Genomic DNA, 13,753 nt, shown 5'->3' with positions numbered 1-13,753 from the left:
GACCTAAAATAGAAATCATCTTTTTAAATGATTTAAATAGGTGAATTGTATAAGCATACAATTGTTTTTAATCACCTTACACTATATTCGTATCATAAGCATAAGCCATAAAAAGCGTATACATGCGTTATATTCAGGCAATAAAAATCGGCATTGAAGCGATAGAACCCCAATGCCGAGCGTTTGAGCCTGAATTATGCTCCTAGCTCATCTTCATGCAAGAAGTGAGTATGGTGTGGAGCACGTTTGGTACGGCTCCATTCATCCAGCATTTCCATTTTCATTTCTTCTGTAATGCGTGAGATTTTGGCATTTGCGTGAACATCGTTATAGGTCAGTTCCAGACGATGACCATTTGGATCGAAGAAGTAAATTGAATGGAAAATACCATGATTGGTAACGCCTAATACTTTGACATGATTGGCTTCAAGATGTGCTTTTGCTGCTAATAATGCATTTTGATCTTCAACTTCAAAGGCAATATGTTGAACCCACTGTGGGGTATTCTCATCACGTCCCATTTCTGGTTGAGTCGGTAATTCAAAAAATGCCAGTACATTGCCTTGTCCAGCATCGAGAAATAGATGCATATAAGGATCAAAGGCTTTGGTAGAAGGGACATGGTCTTCAGCAAATGCCAGAATGAAATCCATATTGAGCATTTTTTTATACCATTCCACAGTCTCTTTAGCATCTTTACAGCGATAGGCCACGTGGTGAATTTTTTTAATTGCAAAGCTCATGATAAAACTCCTTTTATCCCTATTCCCAATCTGGTTGTTGTTCTGGTGCAGCATGTAAAAATGCTGGAAGGGTTAAACAATATTGATAAATCGATTCAATTTTTGGGAAAGCGCTTAAATCTATTTTGAAGCGCTTCGCGTTATAAACCTGTGGAATCAGGCAACAGTCGGCAATCGTGGCTTGTGTACCAAAACAGAATTGCCCGTTGGAATGCTGTAACTGTTTTTCTAGACTTTTAAAACCTTCAATAATCCAGTGCTGATACCATTGATTTTTTTGATCATCGCTGACTGCAAGATCATTCTTGAGATATTTCAGCACTCTCAGATTATCCAATGGGTGAATATCACAGGCGATGACCTGAGCAAAGGCACGTACTTTGGCGCGTTCAATGCTATCTTTCGGTAACAATGGACTTGCTGGATATTGTTCTTCCAGATATTCCAGAATACTGAGTGACTGTGAAAGCGCCTGATCCTGATCAATCAGTGTAGGAACAAGCTGGCTTGGATTCAGCGCAACATATTGTTCCTGTTGCTGTTCATTTTTGACCAAATGAACAGGCTGGGTTTCATAGGCAATCTCTTTCAGGTTCAGCGCAATACGGACACGGTATGCGGCCGAGCTACGAAAATAACTATACAGTTTCATAGCGCTCGTCCTTTTGTTCGTTAAAACTAAAGTGACGTGCTGGTAAAATGGTGTTGGCAACTTCGCCAAAGCCCACGCGAATACCATCTTTTTCACAATAACCTTTCATGACAACACGGTCGCCGTCTTCAAGGAAGCCGCGTGTTTCGCCGTTTGAAAGGTGAAGTGGCTTGGTGGTATTCCATGTCAGCTCAAGCAAACTGCCGTAAGAGTTTTCAGTTGGCCCAGAAATCGTACCAGAACCCATGAGATCTCCAACCTGAACATTACAGCCTGCAATGGTATGGTGGGTGAGTTGTTGCGCCATCGACCAGTACATATATTTAAAGTTGGTCTGGCAAATCACTTCTGCTTGTTGTGCTTGAGGTGTTTGCACTTCAACACTCAGATGAATGTCATAGCTGTTTGCAACATTTTCCTGTAAATAGCCGAGTGGTTGTGGCTGTTGTTCTGGGCCTTTGAGTTTAAATGGCTCCAAAGCTTCCATGGTAACGATCCATGGAGAAATTGCGCTGGCAAAAGTTTTGGCATTGAACGGGCCGAGCGGAACATATTCCCATTGCTGGATATCACGCGCAGACCAGTCATTTAGCAACACCATCCCAAAGATATGATCCCATGCATTTTCAATCGCAATCGGCTCACCGAGTTCAGTGGCTTTACCTACAATAAAAGCAGTTTCCAGTTCAAAGTCGAGTTTACGCGTTGCTGAAAAAACAGGACGTTCTTCATTTGGTAATTTGATCTGACCAGAAGGACGGACAATATCTTTGCCACTGACAATCACAGAGCTGGCACGGCCGTTATAGCCCACTGGTAGTTCACTCCAGTTTGGCAATAAGGCATTTTTCGGGTCTCTGAACATGGTACCAACATTGGTCGCATGTTCTTTAGATGAGTAGAAATCGGTATAGCCCGGTACATGTATTGGTAAATGTAGCGTAACGGCATCTTGTTTCAATAATGCTTTCTGGCGTAAGTCTGCGTTATCGCGTAATGCAGGGTTCTCAGCAGACAGTAAGCTTTGTAAGGTTTTACGAACGGCTTGCCAGTTTTGCTTACCTGTTTCAATAAATTTATTTAACGTTGTTTGATTAAAACAGTTTGGGACGTTGCTGTGTAACACGCCATGCGCTTCTAATGCTGCAAGATCGAGTACCCAGTCGCCAATCGCAACACCTACACGTTTATTACCTTGTGCTGTTTCGCTAAAGATTCCGTAAGGCAAATTATGAATTGTGAAATCTGATTGTGGATCAATCTCAAGAAAAGAGTTTAATTGTTGCACCATGTTGTACCTTCCTTGTCTCTCATTCTGTGAAAAACGTTTAAATTTTTATCTTGCTATGTTCAAGCTTTTGAAAAAACGATACATATTTTTCGTCTTATCCATTGAGTTGTCTTGGCTCAAGCAAGAAATATCGACTTTATGATTTCTATCATACTGAAAATAATTAATTACGCAATACATAATTTAATTACATTATTCATAATATTTGTTATTTATTGAATTTTCTGTTTATATGCGCGGTTATCTGAAAAGTAAATCAAATATTTTTTGATTAGAGGTAGGCATTGGTGATTAATTTATGATATACGTAATTTTAGACAAAAAAATTACGCTACAAGGACGAGAATAATCATATGTCAAAACAGGAGCAAGGAAACCTGAAACATGGTTTAAGCAATCGGCACATCCAGCTTATCGCGCTAGGTGGTGCAATTGGTACAGGTCTGTTTCTCGGGATTTCCCAATCAATCAAGTTGGCAGGCCCCTCGGTCATATTGGGTTACGCGATTGCAGGACTGATTGCATTTTTAATGATGCGTCAGTTAGGTGAAATGGTCGTACAAGAGCCAGTGAGTGGTTCATTCAGTCATTTTGCCTATAAATACTGGGGCTCATTTGCAGGCTTTATGTCGGGCTGGAACTATTGGGTACTCAATGTTCTGGTGTGTATGGCAGAGTTGAGTGCAATTGGTCTCTATATTCAGTATTGGTGGCCTGAAATACCGACATGGGTTTCAGCACTGGCTTTCTTTATTTTAATTAACGGTATCAACCTGTTACATGTAAAGTTTTTTGGCGAAATGGAGTTCTGGTTTTCCATCGTCAAGATTCTGGCTATTCTAGCCATGATTGCCTTTGGTTCTTATTTACTTGCAACCGGTACAGCAGGGCCACAGGCGAGTATCAGTAACCTTTGGGCATTGGGTGGATTTTTCCCATTTGGTGTTGAAGGTTTAGTCATGGCAATGGCGGTGATCATCTTTGCATTTGGTGGCATCGAGTTATTTGGTATTACCGCAGCCGAAGCACGTGAGCCAGATAAAACTCTACCAAAAGCAGTGAACCAGATTATTTACCGTATTCTGATTTTCTATATTGCGACACTTTTCATTCTGTTTGCATTATTCCCTTGGAATCAAATGGCAGCAGGTGGTAGTCCGTTCGTGATGGTATTTGCCTCACTGGACAGTCAAGGTGTAGCGACTTTACTTAACTTTGTGATTTTGACCGCGGCAGTATCGGTATATAACGGTACAAGTTATTGCAGTAGCCGTATGTTGTTAGGTTTGGCTCAACAAGGCAATGCACCGAAATTCCTCAAGCATATCAATAAGCGTGGTATTCCAACCAATGCGGTATATCTTTCAGCTTTCGTGACGGTTTTGTGTGTGTTGTTGAATTATGCATTCCCTGAAAAAGCATTTGGCTTATTGATGATGCTGGTGGTTGCTGCGATTGTTATTAACTGGGTGGTGATTTCATGGACACATCTCAAGTTCCGTAAAGCCATGCAAGCAGAAGGTGTAACAACCAAATTCCCAAGTATTGCTTATCCATTTAGTAATTATCTTTGCATGATCTTTATGCTGGGAATCTTGGTGGTGATGTCATTAACACCTGATATGCGTATTGCCGTGATGATGATTCCTGCGTGGATTCTATGTTTGATGCTGGCTTATTTTCTTAAACAGCGAAAGTTAAGAAATGCGCAACATAGTGTGGCATTGAATACAGATGCATAAGTTTTGAATAAATGATGTGAATAGAAGGGCTGAGTTATTCAGCCCTTTTTTATTTTAGAACTAGGAGGGTAATTAGGGATTAGTAATTATCTAGAGATATTTGATGTGAGCCATATTATTACTGTAATAATAAGTTCTCGTTATGGGAGTAGACTACTGTTTAATAGTCACTTTAATCGTTTATTTTTTATAAAAATATGGAAAGGAACTGAATTATGACCCAATCTTTAGATTTATCTCCTATTTTTGGTGTAGGAGTGATGATATTAGATGAAGCTGAGCAGGTTTTGTTAGGCTTGCGTATAAAATCAGATGAAGATCCTTCATGGTGCTTTCCTGGTGGGAAAATTGAGGCAGGGGAAACTTTTGAGCAAGCAGCCTTTAGAGAGGTTTTTGAAGAAACAGGATTGAAGCTAGAAATAGATAATATTCAACCATTTGCTGTATTTATTAACCAATCTTTGGCACATGTAAATAATACCATAGGGTTATCTTTTAAATTACAAAATAAACAGATGAAAGAAAAAATCGTTGTAACAGAACCTGATATTTTTGAAAAATGGGATTGGTTTCGTTTGTCAGATTTACCTACAAATTTATTTCCTGCATCTAAAGTAATGTTAAATATTTGGAAACAAGAAAAGCTTGATGATTCATGGGCTGCATATTCAATAACATCGGGAGAATAAATTTTGCTCCCTATATTTTTTGATATAACTTATTTGTTTTGAAATCTTTTAATAAGAATATTTTCAATCTTAGACACCCTGATAAGGGTGTTTTTATTGGTAATGAATGACTCTCGTTTCGTTTAAAGAATACTATAGCTGCGATATCCAATTTTATTTTAATTGAATACGTTGTTTGCGATAATTTAAAGGTATGATGTTAGAACTCTCAGACTATAGAAATACTAAGAATTTCTATTTTTGCTGAGTGGCGAAAGTTCTAGTGCAATATCTAAGTCACTATTCTGAGTTCTAGCTGAAAAAACGAATCAATGCCATCACTTACGATAAATACCAGACTCGCAGGTTTCTACTTCTTTTACTATGCCATCGTTGGTACATTCATGCCGTATTGGAACCTGTATCTGCAAGATCAGGGTTTCAACTATCAAGAGATTGGCATTCTTTCTTCAATTGCCATTATTACCCGTTTCTTTGCGCCACTCATCTGGGGCTGGATCGCCGATAAGTCTGGCAAACGCATGCTGCTGGTACGCATTGCCACATGGATGGAAGCCTGTATCTGGTTTGCAATATTTGTGATTCCAAACAGCTTTCAATCGGTTGCTTTGCTGATGCTGATTTTTAGCTTCTTCCAGAATGCCATTCTGGCTCAATTTGAAGGGGTGACATTATTTTGGCTGGGTGAAAAACGGGCTGAACTGTATGGCAAAGTGCGTAAGTGGGGTTCGGTCGGTTTTATTGTCGGAGTGTTTGTGATTGGCGCATTATTGGAGATTATCCCCATTGCGATGTTGCCAGTTTTACTTTTGGCGATTTCATTTCTCGCTTTTCTATGGTCATTTAGCATTAAAGAGCCTGAGCATGCACCAAGCTCACAAAAAAAATTACAACCGCTATGGCCTGTTCTGAAAAAACCTACGGTTGCTGCATTCTTTAGCATTGAATTTATTTTATTGTTTTCACTGGCGCCATTTTATAGCTTCTATAGTAATTTCCTCAAAGAGATCGGTTTTAGCACCACGCAAATTGGCAGTTTGTGGGCGATGGGTGTTATCGCCGAGATTGTGATGTTTGCGGTCGCCCAAAAAGTATTTTTCACTCGTTTTTCTTGGCGGACACTGGTGGTGATTTGCCTACTGCTGACCAGTCTTCGCTGGTGGCTGGTGGGAATATTAGAGACAAATTATATCGGACAGTTGCTGACCCAATGTCTGCATGCATTTAGTTTTGGGTTGTTCCATCTTATTGCCATGAAAGTGATTTTTCAGAACTTCTCGGCAGAGCAACAGGGACGTGGACAGGCGCTGTATAGCACCATGTGGGGCTTAGGCGTTGCTTCTGGAAGTTTGTTGGCTGGGCATTACTGGCAGATGTTTTCAGGTATGACCATCTTTTTCTGTGCAAGTGTAGTGGTGTTGCTGGGACTATTACTGGTGTTTTGGCTGCCGAATCACATTGAAACAGCAGCCAAAAGCTAAATTAGAGTTGAATGTTTTGATATTGAGGCATCCACGGTTGCGCCTGTTCGAGCTGGGCTGCCAGTTGAAGTAAGCGATCTTCACGTCCAAACGGCGCGATAAACTGACTGCCAAGCGGCAGGCCTTGTTTACTCCAGTACAGCGGCACCGACATGGCAGGTAAGCCAGTGACATTGGCCAACTGGGTAAAAGGAACCCATCTCAAGTTATCTTGTACCATTTTTTCGACCAGTTTACCTTGTGCGAGATAATGCGCTTTGCCAAGTTTTAACAAGCCTTTTAAGATGGGTTTCTGCCACGTTGGCGTGGCAACTTCACCATTCTTGGGTGCAACTGATGCTGTGCTTGGAGTGAGATACAGGTCATATTGTTTAAAGAAGATGTTCATCTGGGTGCTATACACGCCCCAATTATCTAGAGTGTGAATATATTCTGTTGCCGTAGTTTTTGCTCCAAAAGCCGCTAATGCAATGGAATCCAGTTCAAAGTCCTGATCGGTTGCCCCATATTGTTGTTTGATTTGTGCCTGCATATAAGAGAACTGGCTAAACCATGTGGTTACGAAATCTTTTGCCAATGCCAAACCATCAATTTTTGGGTGATCTTCCACCACAATATGACCCAATGATTCCAGCAGTTTTGCAGTGTGTTGCACTGCTTGAATCGCATCTTTAGACACTTTGGTGCCAATCGGGGATTGGGTATTAAACGCGACTCTGAGCTTTTTAGGTGCTTGTTGAATAATGTCACTGTATTTTTGTGCTGGTGCTTCAATTCTAAATAGTGAAGTTTGTTCTGGGCCTTGCTCAGCATCAAGCATGGCTGCACTATCACGCACAGTTTTGCTTAAAACATGCTGCATTGCTGCGCCGTGCATGGCTTCACTAAATTGTGGCCCCCACGGCGTGCGTCCGCGACTAGGCTTTAAGCCAAATAAACCACAATAAGAAGCGGGGATACGGATGGAACCGCCGCCATCGCCTGCACCGGCAATCGGGACAAGGCCTGCAGCTACCGCAGATGCTGAACCGCCTGAAGAACCACCACTATTATGTTTTAAATTCCACGGGTTATGGCATGAACCCCATGCCTCAGGTTCGGTAATACCTTTAATGCCAAACTCTGGCGTGTTGGTACGGCCAAAAGTGACAATACCGGTATTTTCCCAGCGATTGACAATTTCAGCATTAAAATCAGGGATGTAATTGCGATTTTTAAGTGCATGGCTACCATAGGAGGTGGGGATGCCTTGGTATTCCTGAAACAGATCCTTTACCAAGAAGGGAACACCTGCAAATGCCCCAGAACGTTGTTGGCTTGCGCGCTGTTTTGCCTGTTCATACATGGGAATAATGATCGCATTGAGCTTGGGATTGACCTGTTGAGTACGTTGTAATGCAATTTCTAGTAATTCAGAAGGATGGATTTGTTTTGTGTTAACTAAGTGAGCTAATCCAAGACCATCGTATTGCACATATTCTGAAAATTTCATGGCTTTTATCCCTAAAGCTAAATTGTTATAAAGTAAAAATAAATCTAAGTTGCGAAATAGAATACCCGAAAAAAATAACAGAACAATCAATTAAATTACCTGCTAAAAATATTGTGTTTATATGGTTATGAATGCGTGTTTTTATCAAAAAATATGCTAATTTAAGCGCATGCACCGTTTTAGATGACGACTTAATTAAATCTATGAAAAATATTTATATTATTGGATTATTATGGGCTTGCTCAACATGGACTATGGCAGAGACGGTCGTAAATAACAAGGCAGCGCCAACGCCTCAGCAAGTGGCTAAAGCGAATGCGATTCGTGTAACAACACGCCCTGAAATTATGGGGTTATGGGGAATGGAAATTCCAAATAATAAAAAATGTGTTGAGTACTATAATTTTCGTGGTTCCAGCGATGTGGTGATTAAAAGCGGACAGGAATGGTCTTACGGTTTATATGATTACCAACCTTCTGAAGATCATAAAGAGCGTTTACCTGCGCTGATCTTACAGATTAAGTATGACAATAATGAAAAAGACTGTTCTGGCCAAGCTCAGGATCAAACAGGCGAGGTTTCTCAGTATTTTGTGAAATGGTCAAACGATCACACCATTGATTTCTGTGCCAGTGAGAAGGGCGATAAATGTTTTGCTACCTTGCGTCGTGTTTTACCTTAATGAATCGGTAGATATAAAAAAAGCCTCTTATTGAAGAGGCTTTTTTATTTAGGCTTTTTCAGCTTGCGGTTCAAGCTGTTTAAGCAAATGCTTTTCTAGGTAATGAATATCCATTGCCTGTTCACAGAAGTTCTTATCTTGCAGGATAAGATCTTTATGCAATGGAATATTGGTTTTAATCCCAGTCAAAATCATTTCATCTAAGGCTTGGCGCATACGAGCCAGAGATGTTTCACGATCTTTACCATGAGCAATCAATTTTGCAATCATTGAATCATAGTAAGGCGGAATGCTATAACCTTGATAAATATGTGAGTCTAGACGAATACCCGCACCGCCTGGTGCATAGAAACTTTCAATCTTGCCTGGTGAAGGCAGGAATGTAGTTGGGTCTTCGGCATTGATACGACATTCAATCGCATGACCTTTAACTTCGATTTGCTCCTGTTCAAGCTCTAGGCCTAAACCAGCGGCAATACGAAGCTGCTGTTCAATAATGTCGACGCCTGTCACCATTTCAGTCACAGGATGTTCAACCTGAACACGTGTATTCATTTCAATAAAGAAGAATTCACCATCTTCAAACAAGAACTCAAATGTTCCCGCGCCACGATATTGCATCAATTTACATGCATTGACACATGCTTCCAGAATATCAGCACGCGCTTGTTCTGGTAAGTTTGGTGCAGGTGCTTCTTCTAACACTTTTTGATGGCGACGTTGTAAAGAACAGTCACGATCATATAAGTGAATCGCATGGCCGTTACCATCACCAAGAACCTGAACTTCGACATGGCGAGGTTTCTGTAAGAAACGTTCCATATAGACGGTATCATCACCGAACCACATTTCAGCATCACGCTGTGCCGCCTGAACAGATTCAAGTAGGGTGTCGACACGTTCTACAATACGCATACCACGACCACCACCACCTGCGGCAGCTTTTACGATCAACGGGAAACCAATTTCTTTGGCTTCAGCAAGTGCATTGTGAATCGTAACTGCATGGTCACAACCTGGTACAGTTGGAACACCTGACTTTTTCATGGCAATAATGGCAGAAACCTTATTTCCCATGAGGCGGATATGTTCAGGGCGAGGGCCAATGAAAATGAAACCTGAGCTTTCTACAATTTCAGCAAATTCAGCATTTTCAGACAAGAAGCCATAACCAGGATGGATTGCATCTGCACCTGTAATTTCTGCAGCAGTAATAATCGCAGGAATATTTAAATAGCTTTCACTTGTGGTACCTGGCCCAATACATACAGCTTCATCAACGAAGCGTAAATGCATCAAGTCTTTGTCAGCATCTGAGTAGATACCAACTGTTTTAATGCCAAGAGTTTTACAAGCCCGAGTAATTCGTAAAGCGATTTCACCACGGTTTGCAATTAATACTTTTTGCAACATCGGAATCCCCAAACAAATTAAGCACGGTAGCGGAAAAGTGGTTGACCGAATTGGATCACTTCACCATTTTTCACTAAGATTTCTTCAATAACACCGCTCTTTGTTGCTTCGATCGGGTTCATGATTTTCATCGCTTCGATGATACCAAGTGTTTCACCCGCAGAAACTGTTTGACCTACATTTACAAATGGTGCTTCACCCGGGCTTTGTGCTGCATAGAACACACCAACCATTGGAGAAGTTTCAACTGCACCACGTGGTGTTTTAGCTGCTGGAGCCGCTGGAGCAGAGGCTGCTGGCGCTGCCGCAACAGGTGCTGCTGCATAAACAGGAGTAGGACGAGTTAATGAGATGGACTGGTCACCTTCCTTAACTTCAATCGCTTGTAAGTCAGATTCAATCATCAAGTCGATGAGCTTCTTGATTTTACGGATATCCATGAGTGAGCATTCCTAATGTGTTTAAAATTAGTTAGAAGATTGAATTTTTTCGATAGCGTAATCGAGTGCAAAGGAATAACCCTTCGCACCTAAGCCACAAATCACGCCAATGGCCTTATCTGATAAATATGAGTGATGACGAAATGCTTCACGGGCGTGAACATTTGACAAATGAACCTCAATAAATGGAATGGCAACGCCGAGAAGGGCATCGCGTAAAGCAACTGATGTATGAGTCAGGGCAGCAGGGTTGATAATGATAAATTTTACCCCTTCCGCTTGTGCCTGATGAATGCGATCGACAATCGCACCTTCCCAATTGCTTTGAAAAGTATCTAGTGTAAGTGATGCGTGTTTAGCCTGAGCGGTGAGTTGCTGGTTAATATCATCTAAAGTGAGATAACCATAAACTTCTGGTTCGCGCTTTCCTAGCAAGTTCAAATTCGGTCCGTGAATCACCAAAATGGTTGAGCTCATTCAGCCTGCTCCAATTCTAAAACTGCAAATATTTTTTGCAAGATGTCTGCAAAGTTTGCTTATTATGGCATAAATTTCTGCAATTTTTTTATAAATTCTTTTAATTGATGAAGAAAGTTGCATACCAAGCATGGTGCATATAATGAAAACTTTGCAAGGAATTGGCAATGTTAAAATATGACAAATTTCAGCGTATTTTCGTTTTTTTATATTTTAAACTGAATTGCCCCAATTCGTTCATGGGATTTGTGTAACTCAGCAGTCAATCTTGCCTAAGCCTGTTTGTTTTTACATGACTTGTAGCTCACTATATCGTGGAAACCTGTGTTTGAAAATCTAAATCATGGAATCTATATTTTTATTGTAAATTATTGATTTTATGTTTTTTAATCTTTGTTTTTATTCTCCTTTCAATCGGCTGTAGCAAATGATCAGGCTTAAATTCTTCTCCCTTCATCTGAGTCTTCTCATTTCGTGGGTAGATACTATATAGAGACCTATTGTGCTGCTTATGGATTGAACACTCTGCTTGTTGTTGCCATTGGCAAAAATGATGAAAACCCTGATTCTGGATGGCAGTTAATGACATAAAAATGTCCGAAAAAGATATGCATGACTTCAATATGATAACAATCACTTAAAGGATTACATCTGATTGGCGTAATCTTTTATGGGTCTTTCAATGCTGTCTTGGTACTTCAAGACAGCTTTTTTTTGTCCAAGATTTAACTTTCTTTGGCAGCTTGATAAATCGAGCCCAAGATACAGTGCTGTGCTTGCTCAAGATAGGTGGTTTTTTCTGACGCCCCATCATTCCATTTATACATTTGCTGAAATAGCCATTCAAAATCTTCTGCTTTCGGTTCAGCACTATTTTGTACGAAGTTCCGAATAATCTTCTGAATACTAAAATATTTCTCGACGTGAATCTCTGCTGAACATGGAAATTGAATCACATCAAAGTCCATCAGCATTTGCCACACCTGCGTAAAGTCTTGCAATTCTCGTAATTCCTGTTGTGCTTTCAGAATCGCACGACTCAGTGCAATGAGTGTATGGGGGTGTTGTTTAGCCCAGTCTTGTGTTACGGCAAGCACTTTATCTGCAACATTGGGAATGATCTGTTGGCTGGAGCAGACGATATGGCTCAGGCCCTGAATTTCAGCTTGTGTATTCCACGGTTCGCCTACACAAAATCCATCAATCAGGTGATTGCTGATGGCTTCAACCATATAGGGTGGAGGTAATGTTTTTAACTGAATGGATTGTGCCAATTTAGGACTGGCCAAGGCCAGCCATTCTCTTAAGCAATAATGATGAATTGAATACTGAAATACATGAGCAAGAGACAAAGGATGGTTATTCTGGATATATTCAACGACTTTATGGGCAGAAGACTCAGCCGAATCTTGCGAATCAATATTCAGTTGATAGCATAATTTTTGACTGATGCTAATAAAGGCACGATTTTCACTTAGCACTAAGGGGGTTTGCAGCGGAATACCAATCTGATCAGCGCCTATAGCTGCAGCTGGAAGCATCGCGGATAAGCAATGGGCAGCATCTAGCAGGCCAAAAGCCAAACGGTCTCGTAAACTTGCCCAAGACGCCTCTTTGATCAGTTGAACATTTAATCCATTTTCGGCAAAAAAACCACGCTGTTTGGCCCAAAGCAGTGCAACACAGTCGAGTAAAGGAATATAGCCCAGTTGTAAGTCCGTTTTTTCTAATACGATAGAATGAACCATTTACTCATCCTTTAATTGATTATTTAACAGTTGTTGGGCATCGAGTAGGCGCCGCGCCATTTCTCCAATGGTCATACGATGGCTCATTGCATTTTTTCTGAGCAGTTGAAAGGCGGTATCTTCGGTCAACCCATGTAATTGCATCAGCAACACTTTGGCTTTTTCAATATCTTTACGATCTGCCAGTTTGGTCTTGGCATCTTTGAGATCACCTTCCAGCTTTTTATGTTTCTTATATTGCTCAATGGAAATATCGAGAATGGTATGTAAGCGGCTTGGGTCAATACCATCGACGATATAAGCGGTAATGCCCGCGTCAATAGTTTGTTTAATGGTGTCCTTATCTGCATTTTTGGTGAATAGGACCGTCGGTAGATCAAAGTTGCTGACACAACTCTCGATTACATCACGATGTGGATGATCCATATCCAGCAGAATCACATCTGCTTGGAGGTGTTCGAGTTTAAATAGATTGAAGTGATCCAGCGTAAAACAAGCCACCACATCAAAGTCATGTTCAATCAAGCATGCTTTTAGGTATTCAGCCCGAGCCTGGTCGTCATCAATAAGAGCGATCTTGAGTTTCGGCATAAGTATAAAGGTCAAACGCTAAGTCAAGGCACATCTAAGGTCATGTGCGGTATAGGATAGAGATGATTGTTTTGAAGCAAATTTAATGCCAGTCAATGAGAGGTAAATCTCGAACTGCATTCATGGCCAGATGCTTCATAGAGATTAGTGTACTGCGATTGATAGAAAGAAAAATGAAAAAGATGTGACCAGCCAACACAAAATAAACATGCGCATTTTTGGTGCGGAAAAAGAGTTTTTTTGAGGCGGTTTCAATGCTGCTGTAAAACAGTTCATTTCTTATTTTTATGAATATAGCAATAAAATAGAAT

The 13,753-nt window shown here is 40.7% G+C and carries 13 protein-coding genes; 4 read left to right on the top strand and 9 right to left on the bottom strand.

Annotation, left to right across the window (positions count from 1 at the left end; translation table 11 throughout):
• Positions 1 to 194: 194 nt before the first annotated feature.
• Genes EC846_RS05435 through fahA form a run of 3 tightly spaced genes read right to left on the bottom strand, consistent with a single transcriptional unit; the run spans position 195 to position 2,686 of the window.
• Entirely contained in the window at positions 195 to 743 is a 549-nt protein-coding gene (locus EC846_RS05435) for a VOC family protein (RefSeq protein ID WP_123774463.1), read from the bottom strand.
• Between the two features lie 19 nt (positions 744 to 762).
• Complete coding sequence (gene maiA / locus EC846_RS05430) at positions 763 to 1,395, bottom strand: maleylacetoacetate isomerase (RefSeq protein WP_123774462.1); 633 nt, start codon at positions 1,393 to 1,395, stop codon at positions 763 to 765.
• A complete protein-coding gene (gene fahA / locus EC846_RS05425; RefSeq protein ID WP_123774461.1) occupies positions 1,382 to 2,686 on the bottom strand; it encodes a fumarylacetoacetase in 1,305 nt (434 codons plus the stop codon). The genes maiA and fahA overlap by 14 nt, the downstream gene beginning before the upstream one ends.
• A 353-nt stretch (positions 2,687 to 3,039) precedes the next feature.
• On the opposite strand from fahA, the gene EC846_RS05420 reads away from it, so the two are divergent.
• The 3 genes from EC846_RS05420 to EC846_RS05410 all read left to right on the top strand — a co-directional run bounded on the left by EC846_RS05420 (position 3,040) and on the right by EC846_RS05410 (position 6,598).
• Positions 3,040 to 4,428, top strand: a complete 1,389-nt coding sequence (locus EC846_RS05420) for an amino acid permease (protein WP_004771932.1) — start codon at positions 3,040 to 3,042, stop codon at positions 4,426 to 4,428.
• Between the two features lie 215 nt (positions 4,429 to 4,643).
• Positions 4,644 to 5,117: a nucleotide triphosphate diphosphatase NUDT15 gene (locus EC846_RS05415; protein ID WP_123774460.1), complete on the top strand. Its 474-nt coding sequence runs from the start codon at positions 4,644 to 4,646 to the stop codon at positions 5,115 to 5,117.
• A gap of 311 nt (positions 5,118 to 5,428) precedes the next feature.
• Positions 5,429 to 6,598, top strand: coding sequence for an MFS transporter (locus EC846_RS05410; RefSeq protein ID WP_171409978.1), 1,170 nt, complete (start codon positions 5,429 to 5,431; stop codon positions 6,596 to 6,598).
• 1 nt (position 6,599) lies between these two features.
• Here the strand turns inward: EC846_RS05410 and EC846_RS05405 are convergent, their stop codons facing one another.
• The gene (locus EC846_RS05405) at positions 6,600 to 8,090 is read right to left on the bottom strand and encodes an amidase (protein WP_123774459.1); all 1,491 of its coding nucleotides are present in this window, start codon (positions 8,088 to 8,090) and stop codon (positions 6,600 to 6,602) included.
• A 203-nt stretch (positions 8,091 to 8,293) separates the two neighbouring features.
• On the opposite strand from EC846_RS05405, the gene EC846_RS05400 reads away from it, so the two are divergent.
• A complete protein-coding gene (locus EC846_RS05400) occupies positions 8,294 to 8,773 on the top strand; it encodes a hypothetical protein (RefSeq protein WP_032864027.1) in 480 nt (159 codons plus the stop codon).
• Between the two features lie 48 nt (positions 8,774 to 8,821).
• Here EC846_RS05400 and accC read toward each other — a convergent pair whose 3' ends face one another.
• From accC to EC846_RS05370, 5 genes are all read right to left on the bottom strand, one after another.
• A complete protein-coding gene (gene accC, locus EC846_RS05395) occupies positions 8,822 to 10,186 on the bottom strand; it encodes an acetyl-CoA carboxylase biotin carboxylase subunit (RefSeq protein ID WP_004771939.1) in 1,365 nt (454 codons plus the stop codon).
• Between the two features lie 17 nt (positions 10,187 to 10,203).
• Positions 10,204 to 10,626 carry an acetyl-CoA carboxylase biotin carboxyl carrier protein gene (gene accB, locus EC846_RS05390; RefSeq protein ID WP_004771941.1) on the bottom strand — a complete coding sequence of 141 codons (423 nt, stop codon included), beginning with the start codon at positions 10,624 to 10,626 and terminating at the stop codon, positions 10,204 to 10,206.
• Positions 10,627 to 10,653: 27 nt separating this feature from the next.
• Positions 10,654 to 11,103, bottom strand: coding sequence for a type II 3-dehydroquinate dehydratase (gene aroQ / locus EC846_RS05385; protein WP_004771942.1), 450 nt, complete (start codon positions 11,101 to 11,103; stop codon positions 10,654 to 10,656).
• Between the two features lie 725 nt (positions 11,104 to 11,828).
• Positions 11,829 to 12,851, bottom strand: a complete 1,023-nt coding sequence (locus EC846_RS05375) for an ABC transporter substrate-binding protein (RefSeq protein WP_123774457.1) — start codon at positions 12,849 to 12,851, stop codon at positions 11,829 to 11,831.
• Positions 12,852 to 13,442: an ANTAR domain-containing response regulator gene (locus EC846_RS05370; protein WP_004771946.1), complete on the bottom strand. Its 591-nt coding sequence runs from the start codon at positions 13,440 to 13,442 to the stop codon at positions 12,852 to 12,854. It abuts the gene before it with no gap.
• Between the last annotated feature and the right edge of the window lie 311 nt (positions 13,443 to 13,753).

This window comes from Acinetobacter sp. BIGb0102 (assembly GCF_003815055.1).
GTDB lineage: Bacteria > Pseudomonadota > Gammaproteobacteria > Pseudomonadales > Moraxellaceae > Acinetobacter > Acinetobacter vivianii.
The sequence above is the reverse complement of the archived record's forward strand: the minus strand, read 5'-3'. Positions and strand labels throughout refer to the sequence as shown.

Excerpts from the sequence above, each read along its gene's own strand:
- EC846_RS05435 (WP_123774463.1), bottom strand. The coding sequence starts at position 743 with ATGAGCTTTGCAATTAAAAAAATTCACCACGTGGCCTATCGCTGTAAA.
- maiA (WP_123774462.1), bottom strand. The coding sequence starts at position 1,395 with ATGAAACTGTATAGTTATTTTCGTAGCTCGGCCGCATACCGTGTCCGT.
- fahA (WP_123774461.1), bottom strand. The coding sequence starts at position 2,686 with ATGGTGCAACAATTAAACTCTTTTCTTGAGATTGATCCACAATCAGAT.
- EC846_RS05420 (WP_004771932.1), top strand. The coding sequence starts at position 3,040 with ATGTCAAAACAGGAGCAAGGAAACCTGAAACATGGTTTAAGCAATCGG.
- EC846_RS05415 (WP_123774460.1), top strand. The coding sequence starts at position 4,644 with ATGACCCAATCTTTAGATTTATCTCCTATTTTTGGTGTAGGAGTGATG.
- EC846_RS05410 (WP_171409978.1), top strand. The coding sequence starts at position 5,429 with ATGCCATCACTTACGATAAATACCAGACTCGCAGGTTTCTACTTCTTT.
- EC846_RS05405 (WP_123774459.1), bottom strand. The coding sequence starts at position 8,090 with ATGAAATTTTCAGAATATGTGCAATACGATGGTCTTGGATTAGCTCAC.
- EC846_RS05400 (WP_032864027.1), top strand. The coding sequence starts at position 8,294 with ATGAAAAATATTTATATTATTGGATTATTATGGGCTTGCTCAACATGG.
- accC (WP_004771939.1), bottom strand. The coding sequence starts at position 10,186 with ATGTTGCAAAAAGTATTAATTGCAAACCGTGGTGAAATCGCTTTACGA.
- accB (WP_004771941.1), bottom strand. The coding sequence starts at position 10,626 with ATGGATATCCGTAAAATCAAGAAGCTCATCGACTTGATGATTGAATCT.
- aroQ (WP_004771942.1), bottom strand. The coding sequence starts at position 11,103 with ATGAGCTCAACCATTTTGGTGATTCACGGACCGAATTTGAACTTGCTA.
- EC846_RS05375 (WP_123774457.1), bottom strand. The coding sequence starts at position 12,851 with ATGGTTCATTCTATCGTATTAGAAAAAACGGACTTACAACTGGGCTAT.
- EC846_RS05370 (WP_004771946.1), bottom strand. The coding sequence starts at position 13,442 with ATGCCGAAACTCAAGATCGCTCTTATTGATGACGACCAGGCTCGGGCT.